This window comes from Paenibacillus sp. FSL H7-0690 (assembly GCF_037980415.1).
GTDB classification, from domain to species: Bacteria; Bacillota; Bacilli; order Paenibacillales; family Paenibacillaceae; genus Paenibacillus_AQ; species Paenibacillus_AQ odorifer.
Map to the genome: position 1 here is coordinate 3807575 of NZ_CP150281.1, position 20826 is coordinate 3828400.

15 protein-coding genes and 1 pseudogene are annotated in these 20826 nt (G+C 43.9%); 3 read left to right on the forward strand and 13 right to left on the reverse strand.

All coding sequences use genetic code 11. The annotated features are described in order from the left end of the window. Window positions 1–11 precede the first annotated feature (11 nt). From MHI32_RS16775 to MHI32_RS16785, 3 genes are all read right to left on the reverse strand, one after another. Window positions 12–944, reverse strand: a complete 933-nt coding sequence (locus MHI32_RS16775; RefSeq protein WP_076098788.1) for a dihydroorotate dehydrogenase — start codon at window positions 942–944, stop codon at window positions 12–14. Then, window positions 937–1641, reverse strand: coding sequence for a dihydroorotate dehydrogenase electron transfer subunit (locus MHI32_RS16780; protein WP_076098787.1), 705 nt, complete (start codon window positions 1639–1641; stop codon window positions 937–939). The genes MHI32_RS16775 and MHI32_RS16780 overlap by 8 nt, the downstream gene beginning before the upstream one ends. 87 nt (window positions 1642–1728) lie before the next feature. Further along, window positions 1729–2763, reverse strand: coding sequence for an NADH:flavin oxidoreductase/NADH oxidase (locus tag MHI32_RS16785; protein WP_340010322.1), 1035 nt, complete (start codon window positions 2761–2763; stop codon window positions 1729–1731). 187 nt (window positions 2764–2950) lie between these two features. On the opposite strand from MHI32_RS16785, the gene MHI32_RS16790 reads away from it, so the two are divergent. After that, window positions 2951–3832: a polysaccharide deacetylase family protein gene (locus MHI32_RS16790; protein ID WP_076130048.1), complete on the forward strand. Its 882-nt coding sequence runs from the start codon at window positions 2951–2953 to the stop codon at window positions 3830–3832. Window positions 3833–3932: 100 nt separating this feature from the next. On the opposite strand, the gene MHI32_RS16795 is transcribed toward MHI32_RS16790, so the two are convergent. Continuing rightward, on the reverse strand, window positions 3933–4589 hold the full coding sequence (locus MHI32_RS16795) for a 3D domain-containing protein (protein WP_076130047.1): 657 nt from the start codon (window positions 4587–4589) through the stop codon (window positions 3933–3935). A gap of 400 nt (window positions 4590–4989) precedes the next feature. Here MHI32_RS16795 and ppk1 point away from each other — a divergent pair, with 400 nt between their 5' ends. Further along, a complete protein-coding gene (gene ppk1, locus MHI32_RS16800) occupies window positions 4990–7104 on the forward strand; it encodes a polyphosphate kinase 1 (RefSeq protein WP_076130046.1) in 2115 nt (704 codons plus the stop codon). On the opposite strand, the gene MHI32_RS16805 is transcribed toward ppk1, so the two are convergent. The 5 genes and pseudogenes from MHI32_RS16805 to glgB all read right to left on the reverse strand — a co-directional run bounded on the left by MHI32_RS16805 (window position 7052) and on the right by glgB (window position 14778). Continuing rightward, on the reverse strand, window positions 7052–8581 hold the full coding sequence (locus tag MHI32_RS16805) for a Ppx/GppA phosphatase family protein (RefSeq protein ID WP_076130045.1): 1530 nt from the start codon (window positions 8579–8581) through the stop codon (window positions 7052–7054). The genes ppk1 and MHI32_RS16805 overlap by 53 nt on opposite strands. A gap of 162 nt (window positions 8582–8743) precedes the next feature. Next, window positions 8744–9466, reverse strand: a complete 723-nt coding sequence (locus tag MHI32_RS16810; protein ID WP_076130044.1) for an amino acid ABC transporter ATP-binding protein — start codon at window positions 9464–9466, stop codon at window positions 8744–8746. Continuing rightward, window positions 9453–10916: pseudogene (locus MHI32_RS16815) on the reverse strand (ABC transporter permease subunit); the annotation flags it as partial. The pseudogene MHI32_RS16815 and the gene MHI32_RS16810, both read right to left, overlap by 14 nt. Before the next feature lie 452 nt (window positions 10917–11368). Next, a complete protein-coding gene (gene glgA, locus MHI32_RS16820) occupies window positions 11369–12793 on the reverse strand; it encodes a glycogen synthase GlgA (RefSeq protein WP_076308327.1) in 1425 nt (474 codons plus the stop codon). Window positions 12794–12840: 47 nt separating this feature from the next. Next, on the reverse strand, window positions 12841–14778 hold the full coding sequence (gene glgB / locus MHI32_RS16825; protein WP_076302596.1) for a 1,4-alpha-glucan branching protein GlgB: 1938 nt from the start codon (window positions 14776–14778) through the stop codon (window positions 12841–12843). Between the two features lie 216 nt (window positions 14779–14994). On the opposite strand from glgB, the gene MHI32_RS16830 reads away from it, so the two are divergent. Beyond that, window positions 14995–16218, forward strand: a complete 1224-nt coding sequence (locus tag MHI32_RS16830) for a glucose-1-phosphate adenylyltransferase (protein WP_076130041.1) — start codon at window positions 14995–14997, stop codon at window positions 16216–16218. Window positions 16219–16318: 100 nt separating this feature from the next. Here MHI32_RS16830 and MHI32_RS16835 read toward each other — a convergent pair whose 3' ends face one another. Genes MHI32_RS16835 through MHI32_RS16850 form a run of 4 tightly spaced genes read right to left on the reverse strand, consistent with a single transcriptional unit; the run spans window position 16319 to window position 20818 of the window. Further along, entirely contained in the window at window positions 16319–17377 is a 1059-nt protein-coding gene (locus tag MHI32_RS16835) for a GNAT family N-acetyltransferase (RefSeq protein WP_081387749.1), read from the reverse strand. A 6-nt stretch (window positions 17378–17383) separates the two neighbouring features. After that, window positions 17384–18850, reverse strand: coding sequence for a HAMP domain-containing sensor histidine kinase (locus MHI32_RS16840; RefSeq protein ID WP_051491526.1), 1467 nt, complete (start codon window positions 18848–18850; stop codon window positions 17384–17386). After that, window positions 18847–19545, reverse strand: coding sequence for a response regulator transcription factor (locus MHI32_RS16845; protein ID WP_036687642.1), 699 nt, complete (start codon window positions 19543–19545; stop codon window positions 18847–18849). Before MHI32_RS16845 ends, MHI32_RS16840 begins: the two co-directional genes overlap by 4 nt. After that, the gene (locus tag MHI32_RS16850) at window positions 19538–20818 is read right to left on the reverse strand and encodes a hypothetical protein (RefSeq protein ID WP_248548717.1); all 1281 of its coding nucleotides are present in this window, start codon (window positions 20816–20818) and stop codon (window positions 19538–19540) included. The genes MHI32_RS16845 and MHI32_RS16850 overlap by 8 nt, the downstream gene beginning before the upstream one ends. Window positions 20819–20826 lie beyond the last annotated feature (8 nt).

Sequence of the window (20826 nt, forward strand, 5' to 3'; positions counted from 1 at the left end):
ACTACTTCACTTTATATAATGCCCCGTATTTCCTCTAGTGATTGAATATTTTCTTCAACCATAAATTGCTCAAGCTCTGCAACTAGCTGACTACCTGCACGCAAGTTCATAAAATTATAAGTTCCCACTTGGATAACTGCAGCACCTGCCATAATAAACTCGATGATATCCGTTGCTGAAGTGATGCCACCCATTCCGATCACGGGAATCGTTACGTTTTGTGCGACTTGATGCACCATACGCAGAGCGACAGGCTTAATCGCAGGTCCAGACAATCCAGCATATAAGTTATTGAATACACTGCTTCTGCGCCGGACATCAATCTTCATTCCTGAGATAGTGTTGATGAGCGAGACAGCGTCTGCACCCTCCTCCTGACACATTTGTGCCATTTCAACGATATTTTCGGCTCCCGGCGACAGCTTTACAGCGAGGGGCAGTTTAGTTGCGCGTCTAACAGCCTGTACTACTTTTTGAGCTTCTGAAGTTTGGATCCCAAACGCAATGCCGCCCTCTTTAACATTTGGACAAGAAATATTCAATTCAATCATGTCTACTGCTGTCTTACCTGCACTCGCACGAGCATCTGCATCCCGCTGAATCATCTCAGCTCCAAGAACATAATCTTCAAGTGTGCCTCCACCCAGGTTGACCAAACGAGCGGTGTCGAGTGTTTCCCAATAAGGGCATTCTTTATCTAAAAATGCAGCTACACCCGGATTCTCGAGTCCCACACTATTCAGCATACCAGAAGCTGTCTCGTATACACGAGTGCCGGGATTCCCCGCTTTCGGATTGAGGGTTAACCCCTTGCCAGAGATTCCGCCCAGCAGAGACACATCATACAGCTTGCCATATTCACGGCCAAAACCAAACGTTCCAGAGGCCATTATAATTGGATTTTTAAAATGAACGCCAGCAATTGTTGTGTTCAACTTAGTCATGGAAAAGCACCTCCTCAGAAAGAAACACAGGTCCGTCTGCACAGGCCTTCTTTTGACCATCACGGCAGGATACACTGCAGACCAGACAGGCTCCAATCCCACAAGCCATTCGGTTCTCTAGAGAAAGGTATACTTTCGTTCTACTGCCTGCTTCTTCAGCAGCAATGCCTTTACGTTGAGCAGCTTTAAGCATAGGGTGTGGGCCGCAGACAAAGACATGATCATATTGGCTGAAATCCACACTATCCAAAATTAAACCGCCAACATCGACTACAAGTTCACTTGCAAGTGGGCGAAACGCTTCTGTCCGGTAAGCTTCACGGCTAAAGCCCAAAAAAATATCACTCCCCGGAAGCTGCTTCGCACAATAATATAGCGGTGCAATTCCGATCCCACCACCAATGAGCGCAACCTTCCCTTCGACCTGTGGAAATCCATTTCCAAAAGGGCCCTCAAGCTCTACCGAATCACCTGAACCCAGTCGTGAGAATATCTCCGTACCTTCCCCAACTACGTGATACAGAAATTCAACACTATCCTCGTGTACTTCATGTATACTTAAGGGTCTGGATAGGATGGGGTAAGCTCCCCATGCCCGTAACATGTAGAATTGACCCATTGCTCCGCCACTATTCGTCTCTACCTTAAGGTGATACACACCATCTGTCAGCCGTTCGTTACTTAGAACCGTCCCCACGTTATCAAGCTCCTTCAAATTTTATCTTTATTAAGATTGCCTTAGAAGGAGCATAAAATCTGTGACAAACTTCACACCGAAAATGGTCTAGCCTCTTTTCCAAATCCCACGTTCATAAGGTTTAGGTACATCATGTACGCCACCAAGCGCTTCTTCAGCATGTAAAGCCCAATAAGGATCACTTAACATCCCACGGCCAATAGCTACAAGCTCCGCCCTTTTTTCTGCAATGATGGACTGTGCCTCAGAATAGGCTTCAAGCCGTCCTACCGCAATTACTGGCACTTGTAATCCACTGCGAATATATTCTGCCAGATCTGCTTGGTAGGCTGGGCCCGCATTAGGTCCACCATTAGAGCCAATGGGACCTTCACCACCTGAAGACACATGGAACATATCCACTCCAGCATCTTTATATCGGCGGCAAAACGCCAGGGCATAGTCAGCATCATATCCACCATCAACATATTCTTTCGCGGAAACCCTCATGATCAAGGGCATATCTACTGGCACTACTTCTCGGATTGCTGTAACTACTTGTACTCCAAAAAGTGCTGGATCTTGTCCATATTCATCCAATCTGATGTTGGTCAGAGGTGAATGAAACTGGTGAATTAAGTAGCCATGCGCACCATGAATCTCCACAGTATCAAATCCTGCCTCCACAGCTCTACGAGCGGCAGCACGAAAGGCTTCTATCATCTCAAGGATGCCTTCCTTAGAAAGCGCCTGTGGCTGCTTAGAACGAGCATCAAATGGAATTGCAGAAGGGGCAACCGGCGGTTCAGCATCGACTGCTTTACGTCCAGCATGACCTAGTTGAATGGCTATTTTTGCCCCATAGGCATGTACACTATCTGTGAGCTTACGATAAGCCTCTATATGTGTATCACTCCAAATCCCTGTATCCCGGTTCGTTATTCTACCGTCCGGATGGACTCCAGTCATCTCAACAATAATTAGACCAGTACCTCCAATAGCACGGCTTACATAATGAACAAAATGCCAATCATTGGGAATGCCATCCTCTTTATCCACCGAATACTGGCACATAGGCGGCATAACAATACGATTTTTCAGCGTTAAACCCTTCAATTCATAAGGTGCAAACAATTCTGACATCCTTGTCCCCATCCTTCCACCTGTCTATAATTGGCCCGGGAATATCCCGTTCTATTTAGTATACACGCATTAGGGTGTGCAAGAAATCTTTACCAGAGCCCTTGAAGAAACGGCATAAATTCATCCTTCAATGGAGATAACAATGAAGAATATGGTGATGATCAGGTAGTAAAGGAGGCATATGGGGATGTATGATCAACGGAGAGTCCAGAAACTGCTAGTAGTATTAGGATCAATCATTGTCCTGCTATTTCCAACCTCTTCAGCAGAGGTTGCTTCAGCCCCAGCTCAGAGTCAGAAACCCTCGCAGGATCAAATTAAAAGCACGCAAACCACTGACGAAGACAAGGCGATATCTGCGGGAACTTCTACTACAAATAATTCAACGAGCAGCAACAATAAGAACACTAAGGGCTTGTCTCTGAGTCAGCTATTACACAAATATCCCGAGACCTTTAAGACCAGCGGTCCTCGGAATAAAGTCATCGCCTTAACTTTTGATGATGTGCCTGACCCAAGGTTTACACCCCAATTGCTAGATGTTCTTAAGAAATATCATGTCAAAGCTACCTTCTTCGTGGTGGGAAGCCGAGCTGAGAAACATCCCGCTCTAGTGAAGAGGATGATTAGAGAAGGACATGCTATTGGAAATCACTCTTATGATCATCCTCAGTTTGTGAAGCTAAAGATGCATGATTTCAGATCACAGATCATTGAGACCGAGAACATTATTCAAACCTTAGCCGGATATAAACCACGCTTGATTCGTCCACCCTATGGAGATATCTCTGAGCAACAGTTGAGATGGGCAAAAAATCATGGTTATAAGCTTGTAAATTGGAATGTGGATTCGTTGGACTGGAAGGGACTTTCCAAAACTCAAGTTAGAAATAACATCTTAGCTAATGCTGGAAAAGGAGCAATTATCCTTCAGCATGGTGGAGGTGGGCCGGGTAGTGATCTTCGCGGAACGATTCAGGCTTTACCTGAGGTAATCACGATTATGCGTAAACGTGGCTATTCTTTTGTTACCGTTCCTCAATTGCTGCAGGTCTCTAAAAATAAATAAACAAGAAACGGAGGCAGCCGCTAAGGACTCCCTCCGTTTCTTGTTTAACCTTTTTAACCCATTTCATATCTTTATAATAAATCTCTATATTTTTATCTAGCTATTTAACAATGTATAATTGTACATATTGATAACCAAAATCGGCTACAAAGCTTTGGCTGCCTGGGATAAAGATATCGATCCGGTTACCTTTAATGGCACTTCCCATATCGGTTGCAGTAGCCAGAAAAGCTTCTTTAGGCAATCCTGCGTGTGAATGTCCGGTAACCAATACTTTTGTTCCGAGAGGAATTACACTTGGATCAACTGCGATGGTTCCTAGCTTGAGTGGGTTCCCGAAATAATCAACGGCACCCCAGCCTCCATTCTCACTAGCCGCTGAGGAATAAGCAGAAGCCTTAACTTGTATCGATTTCTCGTAGTTAAAGGACTTGCCCCATGCTTCAACTGTTTTTGATTCTGGAGTAACATTCAGGCTTGGTGTAAGCACTGGAGTTTCTGTCGTAGCCACAGACTCTGCTTGCATTTTACTTGGGATCGTTATTTTAAGTCCATCGTAAATATTAAGAGCAGCAACGTTTGGATTAGCTTTCATTAAATCATTAACACCGACATTGTATTGCTGAGACAGAGTATAGAAAGTATTGCCTTCCTTTGCAATATGAACGCTGTCTGCAAAAGCAGGAGCGGTGTGCAGCAATGCACTAATTCCCATAACTGCAGCAAGGGTTTTAATGGTTCTGAACTTGTTCTTCATAAATGCCTCCTCTTTAGATGGGCGTAAGCGGTATGACTTCCGTATACGCTCGTGTACATTTCCTGTACTTATGTACATCTTGTGTGATGTCCTGATGTATTGTTGTCATTTGTAAAACTGACAGGACTTAATATATCACAATTTTGTAACCTATGCGTATGTAATTGTTACCATTCTGAAATAACATGTTTAATTATTGTCTTTTGTCCATTAAGAAGTTAACGTAATTTTGATTATGTTAACTAAATAGCGACAATCACATCCTATTATATAAGATAATTAAATAATATTCTTTGAGATTTTACATAGATTTAACATTTCGTGCCTCATCCAATAGTAAAATGATAGAATATGATAAATAGATTTGAGATATAGACATCGAAGCATATTTGGAGGTCCCATGAATACAGAAGAGATTAAAAACAATCAGAGCAGTCCAGCCACTGCTTACCTCAATAGGGATTTGAGCTGGATCGAATTTAACCGCCGCGTACTCAAGGAGGCGCAGGACCCTGATAACCCTTTAATGGAACGTGCCAGATTTCTGGCGATCGTCTCGAGCAATCTGGATGAATTCATAAGCGTTCGTGTGGCGGGAATTCAGGATCAGATCCGGGCGGGCTATACTAAAAAAGATTTCACAGGCTACACCCCTTCCGGGCTGTATAAACGCCTCATCAAACGCGTAACCAAAATCATTGCCGATCAATACCGGACGTTCCGTGATATTTCGCGGAGTTTGCATAAAGAAGGCATCGTATTTGTGGATTATGAGGATCTTACCCATGCCCAAGAGCAGTCCATAGAACAGTATTACCGGGATATCATCTATCCTGTACTAACGCCAATGGCTGTTGATCAGAGCCGGCCGTTTCCACTCGTGCACAGCCAGTTTATCTACCTAGCTGTTGTTCTTACTCGTAAGAATGGTCTTGAGGAGGAGCCTTATTTTGCTATCCTGCAAATTCCTTCGAATCTGCCAAGATGTATCCCTCTTCCCCACCGCTCTAATAGTAAGAAAAGACAATTTGTATTTATTGAAGATGTGATCCGCCATCACATTCAAACCTTATTCAGCGGTTACGAACCTGTTGCGGTTAGTGAGTTTCGTTTGACTCGTAACTCAGATCTTACGATCGATGAGGAAGGTGCAGAGGATCTGCTGGAAGAGATCGAAAAAGAGCTGCGCAAGCGTCGTCGCGGGGTGCCAGCCCGTTTGGAAGTACAAAAAGGTATCCATCCCTATGCTCTTGAGCAGCTGCAAGCGGAATTTGAGCTGGAGGACTTCGTATTTGAAATTGAAGGTCCGCTTGATCTAGGCTTTCTTCGTAATTTTGCCGGAAGCTTAAAAGGTTTTGGTTACATGAACTATCCACCTATTGAGCCGGTTTATCCTGCTGAATTTCAAGAAAACGAGGATTTCTTCGAGGTGCTGCGTGAACGGGATGTATTAGTCTACCACCCTTACGAGTCTTTTGATGCAATGACAGACTTTATCATTCAAGCTTCAGAGGATGAGCAAGTGATGGCGATTAAAATGACCTTATACCGTGTCAGTGGAAATTCTCCACTTATTACTGCACTAGCCAATGCTGCAGAGTCTGGTAAGCAAGTTACAGTGGTTGTAGAGTTAAAAGCTCGATTTGATGAGGAACGGAACATCGCTTGGGCACGCCAGCTTGAAAAATCAGGCTGTCATGTCGTTTATGGTCTGATCGGACTCAAAACGCATGCCAAAGTGACCTTGATTGTCCGCCAGGAAGGCCCTGAACTGCGCCGTTACGTGCATGTAGGCACAGGAAACTATAATGACAGTACAGCCAAGGCCTACACGGATCTCAGTCTATTCACCGCCCAAAGCGATATCGGACTGGACGCTTCTGAGCTGTTTAATCAAATGACTGGATATTCGGCTAATTTTGACTGGCATTCCTTCATTGTTGCACCGACGAATATGAGCTTATCCTTGCAAAAGCTAATGATGCGTGAAGCTGAACATGCACGGGCAGGCAGACCCGCTCGCATAATCGCCAAGATGAACTCGCTCTCTAATCAGCAAGTGATAGACGATTTATATAGCGCAGCCCAAGCCGGTGTCTCCATTGACTTAATCGTGCGAGGGGTTTGCTGCCTACGTCCGGGAATAGAGGGCTTAAGCGAAAACATTACCGTACGCAGTATTGTAGACCGTTTTCTGGAGCACTCCCGGATCTATTATTTCGAAAATGGCGGCAAACCTGAGGTGTATTTATCCAGTGCCGACTGGATGACTAGAAACCTAACCCGCCGGATTGAGCTGATGTGTCCTGTCAGAGACAGCGGCATCCGTAAACAGATCGTCAAAATTCTAGAGTTGTCTCTAAAAGATAATGTTAAAGCCAGCTTCTTGCAGGCTAATGGATATTACGAACAACCAGACGACAAAAAGGCCCCTTTCCGGAGCCAGTTTGCTGCGATGGATGTTACACGTTGGAAGGGAAGCCGAGTTTTACCTTCACCGCCCAAGCATTCTTAAATGCTTTTATCGCGTTCTCAATGTCCTCTAGGCCAATTAGCAGTGACGATGCGCCCTCTAAGTCCAGATGAAGCGTATTGCCGTGCAGATTGGCCTTCAGGCCGCTTACAATTCCAATCTCCGTGCTGTCCAGCGCAATGCTAAGCTGGACAAGCGATCCGAGCTTATGAATCCACTCTTCGTCGGATGGCAGCAAAATGTCCTTATGTTGTTGGGACAATTTCTGCTTCCGGCTTTTTGTGCTGTATGAGGCAATCATAGCGCAAAGAATAAGCTGACGGTGGGTAAGTCCACGAATTGGTGAATTCATCAACCAATACAAAGTATGTCTTTTGGATTGGTAATAGTTAATATTCGTTCCCGTACGATGCAGCATGATGGACACGTAAATTAACATCTCGTGCTCTGCTCTATTCGATTCATCTTTAAATGCGTCAAACAGGCTGAGTGCTAGCTTGTTGATATGATCTAAATACCGTTTAGAAGTATGAATATCAAAGCGAATGATCGTGTTTAAGCTATATTCCAATGCACTATCACGCACTGGCTGCTCCGGCTCCAGCAGATCATGCAGCAAGCCTTCTCTGAGCCCTTCCCCGCTGATTACCGCCTCACTCGCCCCAATATACTGATACACCGTATGGAAAATAATCAACCCGGATACAATGATATCCGCCCGACTCTTAGATAATCCATCTAAATCCTTACGTTTTTCGTAAGGCATTGAAGGTAGGGTGTTCATAAAGTGCTCGATCGTCTCACTGGTCATCGTATAGCCATGGGAGTTAGGCAATGAGTATGCTCGTGTCTTCTGATCCAGCTTCCCTAAGGAACGAACCGTCCCTCCTAAACCGAATAAAGGAAGCCCAGCTTTGGCATTTAGCCAATCATGCTCAACCAGTCTGCCGAGAACAAAAGTCTGCAGCTTGTGAATCTGCTCATCGCTCCAATTCCCACCTTGGCCAAACATTAGGTTGGTATTTACTGCCCCGAACGGGAAAGAAATGCTGTGTTGATAACGCCGCTCACAAAAAAGAGTGATTTCAGTACTCCCGCCACCAATATCAATGACATAACCATCCTCTACATTAAAGGCATTAATAACACCCAAGAAGCCATAGTATGCCTCCTGGTGGCCACTGATCACCTCAATCGGAATGGAAGAGGATTGTGACAAAAAGCTTATTATTTCACTTGAGTTAGCCGCATTACGAATGGCTGCCGTTGCACCCGCCCGAATGGTTTCCACTGCAAAAGCGTTGCAGATTTCCTTAAACTGCCGCAAGACCGGAACAATCGTTTCCATGTCCTTTTGTTCCAGTCTATTCTCCTTCGTAATCTTCTCACTAAGGCGAGCGGAGTACTTACACTCCTTGATGATCTTATAGCCTCCTTCGCGCGTTGTATCATAAATTACAAGACGAATGGAGTTCGAACCAATATCAATAATGCCTATCCGGCGTAGATCATCTCTCATTATGTATGTACTCCTTTTCCTGTTGATTGACTGACCATCTATTATACATGGTTTACATAAATAAATGAACTCAGCCCCCAGCGATATATTCCCACATTACCCTCAGGACCCTATAACAAAACGGCCACTGGATACTTGTCCAGGGCCGTTTTGACGAATTCTTTATAATACTTTACTTAAAAAATCCTTAGTCCGAGCATGTGTAGGATTACCAAATACTTGTTCAGGAGTACCCTGTTCAACGATGAACCCGCCATCCATAAACAGAATGCGGTCACCCACTTCACGGGCAAAGCCCATCTCATGTGTAACAATAACCATTGTCATTCCGTCTTCGGCAAGCTTTTTCATAACCTCAAGTACCTCTCCTACCATTTCCGGATCAAGCGCTGAGGTAGGCTCATCAAAAAGCATCACATGGGGCTGCATGGCTAATGCACGAGCAATCGCGATCCGCTGCTTTTGTCCACCGGACAATTGAGCTGGATAAACATCCTTTTTATCTTCAAGCCCTACAGTCTTGAGGAGCTCCATTGCGAATTTATCGGCCACAGCCTGCTGCTGTTTTCTTACTTTAATCGGTGCGAGCGTAATGTTTTGCAGAACGGTTTTGTGCGGAAAAAGGTTGAACTGCTGAAAAACCATCCCCATCTTCTCACGCGTTGCATTGATATCATGCTTCTTTGAGGTGATCGATTCCCCTTCAAAAGTGATCTCTCCACCTGTAGGCTGCTCCAATAAATTCAAGCAGCGCAGAAAGGTACTTTTTCCCGAACCACTGGGCCCGATTACAACGACAACTTCACCCTTTTTAATCTCCAAATCGATTCCCTTGAGAATCTCCAGCTTTCCGTAATGCTTCTGCAGGTTCTTAACGGCGATCATCGGTATTCAGCCTCCTTTCGAGTCTACCTAGGATCTTGGAAAGCGTAAATGTTAGAACAAAATACATAAATGCAGCAATCACGAGTGGTGTCATGCCATCATACGAAATCGTTGTAACTGTACGAGCTTGAAACATCAAATCCGTTACTCCGATAAATGAAATAATCGATGATTCCTTGATAATGGTAATGAACTCATTACCGATTGCCGGAAGTACACTTTTAAGTGCCTGAGGAAGTACAATATGACGCATGGTCATCCCTTGTTTCATTCCAAGTGAACGTGCGGCCTCCGTTTGTCCACGATCGACACCCTGAATCCCGGCACGAAAAATTTCTGCCAGATAAGCAGAACTGTTAATGGAGAGTGTAATCGCCCCGGACTGAATCGGAGTAAACTCAATCCCAAACGTCGCCAGCCCGTAATGGATGAGAAACAATTGCACAAGCATTGGAGTGCCCCGCAAAAATTCAACCCAAGCTGTGGCTAAGAAACGTAACACTCTCCATTTTGACATGCGTAGTAGAGAGACGATAATCCCAAGAATGAAGCCAAATAATACACCAAGAACAGCAAGTAGCAAGGTATATTGTAGTCCAGTCAAGAAAAGATCACGATAATCATAAGCCATTCTAAATAAAGTAATATCCAATATCTTATCCTCCTATCTCCAAAAAAATAGAAAATAGCAAAGTTCCGCTATTTTCTGTAATACACATACATTTTACTTCAGCAGACCTAAAACAATATACATTCCTTACTTCGTGCTTTCAGCAAGCTCGCTGGCAGCCGCTACATATTCATCAATCTTACCTTCTGATTCTAGACGTTTAAGTGTAGCATTTACTTTATCCAGAAGCTCTGTATTGCCTTTTTTAATCCCAATTGCGTATCCATCATCTTCTACTTCAGGCTTAGCATCGGTAATTACAAGACCCGCTAAATTCTTAACAAAAGATTTGGCTACAGGTCCTTCAATAATTGCTGTATCGATACGATTAGATTGCAATTGCAGAACGATCTCGGAGATTTTACCAAGAGAGGTGATCTTTGCGCCTTCAATCTCTTTGGCGATTTCTTCTTGAATAGAGCCTGTCTGTACACCAATTTTGGTACCCTTCACCGCATCCATAGTGGCGTATTTATCTTTATCTGCTTCGCGCACTACAATAGCTTGCTCTGCTTTGTAATAAATATCTGAAAGTTCAACCGCTTTTTTGCGTTCTTCAGTCGGGCTAAGGCCGGAAATTACCATATCTACGCGTCCACTGGACAATTCGTTAAGCAGTGAATCAAAAGGCAGATCCTTAACTTCAAGCTCAGCGCCCATGTCGGCAGCAATTTCCTTAGCGATGTCGATATCAAAACCTACGATGGTATCTTTTCCGTCCACTACTTTATGGAATTCGTACGGAGGAAAATCTGCACTTGTTCCCATAATCAGCTTTTTAGTAACTGCACCGGAATTTGCATTACCACTAGCAGCGGTATCATTATCATTTTTATTTTGACCGCAGCCTGAGAGCAGACCTACCGCTAATACCATTCCTAAACTAAGTTTACCCCATTTGTTCATTTCTATATCTCCCCTATTCATATGAAAAAATCTAAGTTGACCCAATGACTGACTTATTATAAATCAGAACGCATGAATATGCAAAGGCATAATTGTGACAATAACTTCCTTTTAATGGATTTCTATGAGGGGAATTCTATAATACGCAGTTAAAAAATCACTTTTATTCACGTTGAAGCTAAATTTATACATTTTTACTATCCCCTATACTAGCTAAATCATTCGACTGTTTATTCCTAATTTCATAAAAAAAGGACTGCTCCCAGAGTATTTACCATACTCCCAGGTGCAATCCCTTATTAACCCATTACAGAATTCGTTAAACTTTATTTGGTTATATCATCGTAGATATCCATGTACTGCTGAGCGGATACATTCCAGCTATAATCTCCCGCGAAAGCATTTTTTGTGATCTTTTTCCAATGTTCAGGCTGCTTGTAAAAAGAAAGCGCCCGGCGCAGCGTAAACATCATATCGTGTGCATTATAATTGCTGAACGTAAAGCCATTGCCTTCACCGGTTTCTTCATTATAAGCATGCACAGTATCATTTAGGCCACCTGTCTCACGGACAACGGGTATGCTACCATACCGTAAAGCGAGCAGCTGACTGATGCCACAGGGCTCAAACTTAGACGGCATAAGGAAGATATCGCTGGCAGCATATATTTTTCGTGAGAGTGCATCATTAAATAAGATCTGTGAAGACAGCTTGGTCGGATACCGCCATGCCGCTTCCTTGAACCAACGCTCGTAGGATTCATCACCTGTTCCAAGCAGCACAAATTGAATATCCTCGTGATATAGCAGCTCATCCAGCACTCGGGTAAGCAGATCTAAACCTTTGGAGTCCACGAGACGCGTGACCATGGCTACCATTGGGATATTAGCATCCACAGGTAATCCCAGCTCTTCCTGCAAGGCTACTTTGTTCTCCGTCTTCTTGGTCAAATTAGAACGATAACGGGTAACAAGGCTCGAATCTGTCGCTGGATTATAACTTTTAGTATCAATGCCATTCACAATCCCACTTAAAACATCTGACCGTGCGTTCAACAAACCATCCAGGCCGTAACCATAATAAGGTGTGCGAATTTCTTCTGAATAAGTCGGACTGACGGTCGTGACCCGATCACTGAATACAATCCCGCCTTTTAAGAAATTCACATTACCATAGTACTCCACACTACCAAAATAGCTGCTATCCAGACCTAACAGCTCTCCAAGTACCTCATAAGGAAACACTCCCTGATACAACAGGTTATGTATTGTAAATACACTCCGCATTTCACTGTAAAATGGATTGTGGCGATAATGCCCCTGTAGCAGCATTGGAATTACGGCCGCGTGCCAATCATGGCAATGCAGTACATCAGGCTGGAAATCAATGGCTGGCAGACACTCCAGCACTGCACGATTATAGAACGCAAACCGTTCACCATCGTCCATATAACCATAAATTCCATCACGGCCAAAATAATACTCGTTGTCGATAAAATAAACGGGGATACCCTCATAGATAATGCGTTCAATTCCACAGTATTGTTTTCGCCAGCCAATTGGAACATACACTTCCGTTAAATGCTCCATTTGAGCGGTGAACTTGTCAGGAATCCCACGATATTTAGGCAAAATCACTCGTACATCTACCCCGGCAGCCTTCAGCGCTTTAGGTAATGCTCCAATGACATCGGCCAAACCACCCGTTTTGACAAAAGGATGGGCTTCAGCTGCGGCAAATAAAACTTTCATGATTATTTCCCCCTTAAACTGTACGGATTCTCTATTCGTACTTAGATCTATAACTCTTTTGCCTCTTTATTCTTACCCATTCGTGACGTTTTTTTAAACACCAGGAAGCTAAGGGGCGGAAGAGTCAGCTCTATGCTGTTCACCTGATTGTGCCATTCCAGCTTAACGCTCTTTTGAGGGACATTGTGCAATCCGGAGCCACCATACTCTACATTTTCTGAGCTAAAGAGCTCTTCATAAGTCCCGGCCCGTGGCACGCCTATACGATAATTGTGCCGTTCTGCCGGTTGAAAATTGATGACTATAAGCAGCGTATCTCCTGGTTTCTTCCCTCGGCGTATATACGAAATCACACTTTGATCATTGTCATCCGCATCAATCCACTGATAACCCTCTTGAGAATGATCCAGCTCCCACAACGCTTTTTCGGAGCGATACAGTTTATTAAGTGCAGCCGTGTAGGCAAGCATACGACGATGGCTCTCATAATCCAAAAGCAGCCAGTCCAGCTGCTCCTGATCCTTCCACTCGATAAACTGACCGAATTCCCCACCCATAAACAGAAGCTTTTTACCGGGATGAGAGATCTGATATCCCAGCAGCTGCCTGAGGCCTGCGAACTTTTGTTCATAAGCACCCGGCATTTTGTCTAACAAAGACTTCTTGCCGTGAACAACTTCATCATGCGATAGCGGCAATGCGTAATTTTCGGCATAAGCATAACATATTGGGAACGTAAGTAAATTATGATGATAAGGGCGCCCACCAAAATCATGTTCTATGTAGCCTAGCGTATCATTCATCCAACCCATATTCCATTTGTAATTGAAGCCAAGGCCCCCTTCATGCACTGGTGCAGTAACCCCCGGCCAAGCACTGGACTCCTCAGCCATCATCAATGCTTTTGGGAAATAATGAAAGATAGCCTTGTTCAGATTCTGGATAAATTTGATGGCCTCCAGATTCTCCAATCCACCATTAACATTCCGCCGATATTGATGATCCCGCTTTTCGAAATCTAATCGAAGCATACTCGTAACCGCATCTACACGCATTCCGTCGATATGATAATACTCGAACCAAAACAGCGCATTAGAAATAAGAAATGAAGAAATCTCCGGCTTACTGAAATCAAACGAAAGTGTCCCCCAGCCTGGTTTTTCAGCTAACATTGGATCGGCATATTCATAAAGTGGCGCTCCATCAAACATACGTAATCCGTGTGCGTCTTTGGCAAAGTGAGCGGGAACCCAATCTAAAATCACACCGATACCTGCCTGATGCAGCTGATCGATCAAATACATCAACTCATGGGGTTCGCCATAACGGCTGGTTGCCGCAAAATACCCCGTCCCTTGATAACCCCAGGATAGATCATATGGATGTTCTGCCAACGGCATAAATTCCACGTGTGTATAGTTCATCTCCACCAAATAAGGAATTAACAGCTCGCTCATTTCCCGGTAGGTATAGAACTCACCATCCTCTTTTTGACGCCAGGTACCGAAGTGCATTTCATAAATGTTCATTGGCTGTTGATATGGAGCTTTGCTTTTCCTACGCCATGCTGCATCTCCCCAGCGGTAGCCATCCAGTTCTGTTACTACCGAAGCCGTTGCCGGTCGAACCTCAGCTTTGAAAGCAAAAGGATCCGCTTTAAGGAAACTTGATCCATCTGAGGCAAGAATCCTGTATTTGTAAAAAGTTCCCGGCTGTATTCCCGGAAAAAAACGACTCCAAAATCCTGAATCGGGTATCTTATATAACGAGTCCACGCCCTGTGTTCCGTCCCAATCATTATGATCACCAGCTAGTCCTACATATGTCGCATGAGGAGCCCACACGGTAAAGCGCACACCGGTAACGCCTTCTTCAGCGGCAGTGTGTGCACCCAGCATAGAATAGCTGCGATAATTGGTGCCCTCATGGAACAGATAGATATCAGCAGCTGACGGAAGGGTCTCGATTTTTGCTTTTTCAGCCAATTCTACACCACCTTTTTCAATGTGCTTGTACCTATTACCTTACCCGAATATTACCATTTTGAAAATGTTTTGATGTTAAAAGAAAAGATTTTCTGATAAAGAAATATTAATTGTAATTTTTCTGTTTACAAAGCAATATATTTCACCTATGTCGTTTCAAGCGCTTGTCGTAAGTTTATATTACAAGCATTGACAAAATAATGGGAGGGATAACAAATGAACAACAAAAAAGATTGTATCGCCATGTTATTGGCAGGAGGGGAAGGCCGCAGATTGGCTCCCTTGACTTCCAGTATGGCTAAGCCTGCAGTCCCTTTCGGTGGACAGTATAAAATTATTGATTTCCCGCTAAGTAACTGTGTAAATTCGAACATTGATACAGTAGGTGTTCTGACACAATACGAAGCTGACTCTTTGCATAATCATATCGGTGAAGGTGAGCCTTGGGGCTTAGTTAGTCAAAAGGATAAAGGTGTCACACTGCTTCCTTCAGGTGTTGAAGGCAGAGACAGTTATACAGGGACTGCTGATGCGATTTATAAAAACATTGACTTTATTGATAGCCGCAACCCAGAACATGTGCTCATTCTATCCGGTGACCATATTTACCATATGAATTACCGTAAGATGCTGAATTATCATATTGAAAAAGGAGCAAAAGCAACCATCTCCGTAATGGAGGTTCCTTGGGATGAGGCTAGTCGTTTTGGAGTAATGAACGTAAACGATGATCTGAAAATTTCCGAATTTGCGGAAAAACCTAAAGTACCAAAAAGTAATCTTGCTTCAATGGGTATCTACCTGTTCGAGTGGGCTTATCTGAAGGAGCACTTGTTGCGGGATGCAGCTAATCCTAATTCCAGTCATGACTTTGGTAAAGACGTAATTCCTACCATGCTGGATCAGAACGATGATTTATTCGCTTACCGTTTCAAGGGTTACTGGAGAGATGTAGGTACAGTCGGCAGTCTCTGGGAAGCACATATGGACCTTCTGCAAAAAGACAATGGCATGAAGTTAGACAAGACTCATTGGCCTATGTATAGTCGGGTTCGCCGGACTAAGCTTGCAGTTCATAAACCACGTGTACAGAACCCAGCAACGGACTCTCTCGTGAATGAATCCTGCTCCCAAGAAGGTAGTCTACAACGTTCTGTAGTCTTTAATGGGGTAGAAATCGGTAAGATGAGCCAGATCAAACAAAGTGTTATTATGCCTGGAGTTCGCATTGGCCGTGGAGTGCTGATTGAGAATGCCATTATTGGTGAAGGGGCAATCATTAAGGATGGAGCAGTCATCAAGGGAAGCATAAATAATATCGTTGTCGTTGGACCACATGAGACTGTGGCTGCCAAGCCGGCGGTCCGAAACCAACCTTCCCGTCTGTTTCAGGATGTGTATGAGAAGACAGGACGTTTGCGTGAAGTTCTTCCTTCATAACAACCATTATATAGAAAAATACTTTATATAAAAAGGGGCTGTTGTCCTGGTCGATCATGACCAGAGCAACAGCCCCTTCGGTTGTAAAGAATTAGTGATTTTATGAATTACGGCTAGCCGTCCATTCTCTGTCTAATATGCTCATTTCCACACAATCTACATATTGCTCACCGAATAAAGCAGACTCACGTTGAACACCCTCCCGCTTAAAGCCAACAGCTTCATAAGCTTTCAGGGCAGCCGTATTGAAATCGAAAGCACCCAGAGACAGACGATGCAGGTCCAGACCATCAAATCCGATTCGAAGCATTTCTTGCATCATACGTTTGCCAATGCCTTTACCTTGAAACTCAGGATCTACCACTACCCTGCCGATACGTGCAGAACGATTAACCCGGTCAATGACTGAAAAGCTAATATGGCCCACTACCTGCTGCGTAGCTTCTTGAATTGCACAGAAGATAAGGCGATCGGATAAGCCTGGATGATTAGCATCCTTTAAGTATTTAACAAGCTGCTCATCATCTAAAGGATAAGTTAACGAAGGTCCTGCCCACTGCTTCAGATACTCTGGAGAAACACTCCAGCGCTTTAAGTGTTCAAAATCAGATTCCGATATAAACCTTAGGATCAGACGGTCTGACTCAGCACCTTCCTCAAAATGTTCATATAAGTTCACTAAACGACCATTTCCCATATCGTTAGTGCCCATGTAGTGAAAACCCATGCTCTGATAATAACGATTAAGCTTAATGTTATGTGCCACAGTGTCAAACCTAAGACTCTTACAGCCTAGATCTTTGGCTAGAACTACTGCATATTTAAGCATTTGCTGTCCAAGTCCTCGGCCGCGGTGGGAGTCTTTCACAGCCAATCGGTGCAAATAAGCGTAGGACTCATCATTTTTACGGCCCCAGTACTGTGGATCACTGAATTGCAACGTGAACATGCCAACTACAGCCCCATCGTCAAGGGCTAAATAAACATGTCTGTCAGCGAAATATCCTGCAATATCGGTCTCATTAAATTGTCCGGGTGTCCATTGGTTAATCCCGTTACGCTCCATCCATCCTGCCGCTTCTTGCAACAGCCTCAAGATGTCGTTAACCCGATCAGGCTCTCCACGAACTATACGGATCGAATTCTTCGTTATCCCCATCTCAGGTCACGTCTCCCAATCATCTAATTCAGGAAAGGTAGCTGTAATTTGAGTTACCTCATCTGAGTTAACTTCCGGCTGTGGTTCAGTAAGAGGCAAGATGACGGTTACTTCCGTTCCCTTTCCAAGCTCACTTGCCATATCAAGTGTCCCATTATGAAGTTCTACAATCTGCTGTGAGATCGCTAACCCCAAGCCTGTTCCTCCATTAAGTGCATCCACTTGAAAGAAACGGTCCTTAACTCTGGAGATATGCGCTTCACTAATCCCTATCCCGCTGTCTCGTACCATAATCGCTGTTTCTGTAGCAGACAGCCTCTTTGCTGACAATTCAATACTGGAATCTTCATGTGAGAATTTTACTGCATTGTCTACCAAGTTCAAGAATACCTGTTTTAATCGATTGGCATCCCCTTTAACAAAGATCGCGTCTTCACATTCCAGCAGCAGATGAATTCGTTTCTTTTCCGCTTTAGCCCAAACATTCAGTATGGTCTCTTGTAGCAGCACCTTTACATCTACAACCCCAATCGACAGCTTCATTTGGTTCTGCTGCAGCTTAGAAAAGTCGAGAATTTCCTCCACCAGCCCAATCAGACGTTCACTTTCTTTGGAGATGATGCTGACTCCAAGTTTTGTCTCCTCCGGATCATACCCACCGGAAACCAAGGTTTCGCTCCAGCCCTTGATACTTGTAAGAGGTGTCCGCAGCTCGTGAGAAATGGACGAGATAAAATCATCCTTGATCTGATTACTGCGTACAATCTCCTGAGCCATATAATTCAGCGTTGAAGCCAAATCACCAATCTCAAATTTATAGTCTCCCTTAATCCGTACGTTGAATCTCCCCTTGGCCATCTGGGCTGAAACTGCCGTAATATTATTCAGCGGCTTCACAATCGAATTGGCCAATCCGAAGCTAAACCCAACAACTACAGCCATAACAGCTGCAGCAATAGCAGTAGACAATAAGGTAAGATTAAGCAAATCATTATTGATTTCTTCTAGTGAAGTAATATACCTTAGGACATACTTATCCTGTCCATGAATCTGCAGCATTTTGGAAACCGCCATTACGCTCTCATTCGTGCCTGCCTGACGCCCTACCCAGCGTCCAACGCTGCCGCCAACGGCTTCTGGTACATCACTGGTCGTAATGGTCCGATCCGGCTGAAAGCCAGTGGAACTAGTGATGATATCCCCATTTAGCGATAAGATTTCCAGCTCCGTCTTGCTCAATGAGAACCTCTCCAGTACTTCTTGTAGCAGATAGATGCTATTATCGCTGGGTATCATGTTCTTTTGAAAAAACGACTCTGAAACAGAAATGTGATTTTTAATCTTGCTGTATACACTGTCATAATAATATGTTCTGATGGCCAGCAGGAAGATAACTTCTACGAGGAGAAGCGCCAAAAAAACTACAAGAATGTAGTGCAGAACAATCTGTCTGCGCATCCCCTTCTTAATCATTGTCCTTGGCCTTTCCATCTATATCCGTGCCCCCATACAGTCTGCAAAAATTCCGGCTCCGAAGGATTGTTCTCAATCTTCTGGCGTAAGCGCCGGATATTTACATCTACAATTTTGGGATCACCCATATACTCCTTGCCCCACACATGATCCAACAGAAGATCGCGGCTAAGTGGAGTGTTTTCTTTTTCAAGAAAGAATTGAATCAGAGAGAACTCCGTAGGCGTCAGTTCAATGGCTACATTATCACGTTTGAATTGTTTGGTAATAAGATCCAAGCTGAAAGGCCCCGAATGAAAAGAAACCTTGGCCGACTGTTCACGATGCACATTTACTCGGCGCAGCAAAGATTGAATACGCGCAATTAGCTCCGTTGGGCTAAATGGCTTACTAACATGATCATCTGCACCTACGGACAAAGCGTAAACTTTATCCTGCTCCTGAACCTTGGCGGTAAGAAAAATAATTCCCAAGCGTTCATTAGTCTCCCTAATCCGTCTACAAACTTCAAATCCATCAATGCCGGGAACCATAACATCCAATAACGCAATATCAATATCAGGTATAGTGGTTAATTTATGCAATGCTTCATTCCCGTCAGCAGCCTCCAGCACTTCGAAACCATTACGCTTCAAATTAATGACTATGAAACTGCGAATGGACTCTTCATCTTCCAATATCAGAACTTTACTCATCTATTCCCTTCCTTTCAATAGGGGAGGCAATCTTATTGCTTCCTTCTTTAGTTGTACTTTGTTCTAGCTCACCACGGTAGCCGATGACTTTATCTAAATCCCGTCCAAGCAGCTCCCAGCCTTCATTCTTAGCCTTATCCCATTCCGAAGGAGAAAAGAAGGAAACCTCAGCAAAAGTCTCTCCGGTATCGGTCATGATGAACTTAAGGTTTTTATCCAGAACAGATTTCGTATCAATACTTACCTTTCCATGCAGCTCTGGATCAAAATTAATAGTAAAGCGATCCGATGGATCACGATATAGCTGGACTGCAAAGGTTAGGCCATCTTTTCCATCCCATTTATAATAGGAGGTGAAATAAGGAATATCTGCGGGGTCGAAATACTCCCATCCTTTTGGCGCTTCAAGCAATCCAACTTCAATAATGCCATCATGATCGATATCTTCGCTTGCAATCAGACGATCTTTGTAAGTCCTCGTATCACCTGGCAAAACCACGCGCAGCTTGTTATGCTCCATAAGAACAATTAAGCTATAGGCGGATTGGAAATCCACCGAAGCGTCCAATACGATTCCTTCTTTATCCTTGGCAATCTTTCCTGCGACAATATTGTAATAATTAAAAAAATACGGATCGATATCCTCGATCTTATCGAGCACCTTAAAGCCATCATTGTACTGATAGATCGAAATGGTTGCAAATTCATTTCTTTTAAAATAAACAACGGTGATGTCTTCAATTCCATCCTTGTTAAGATCATCAAGCATATATTTGGTGTAAGGAAGTGAAAGCACTTCTTCCAATGATCCGCTGGAATAGCTATACACGACGAGGCCTTTTTCTTCCCCGCGTGAATAACCTGTAATGATATTCAGCTTCCCGTCACCTGTCATATCTTTCAGATCGACGGACTCCAGCATAGTTCCATCCCCATCAAAAACAAGCTTTTTGACCCAGGCATCTCCTTGCTTCTCTAAGATCATCCCGTGAATCTCTACAGCTTCGCTTGGCGTTCTATAGAACACCAACGACTCCATAATTCCATCGTTATTGAGATCCTCTGTGAAAATTGAGCTCTCATCATTAACCGGGCGGATCAACTCCGTACCCGCTGGAATATGTGAATTAATAGCAGCCATAAGTGTTGCTTTGTCAGCAGACAGCTGCGGAGCTTTCATCTTCGAAACGGGATCACTGATGAAAGTACAACCCGAAAGTACGGATAACGACAGTGTTGCAGCTGCCAGGCACCTAAGACTTTTTATACTCAACCTCATCA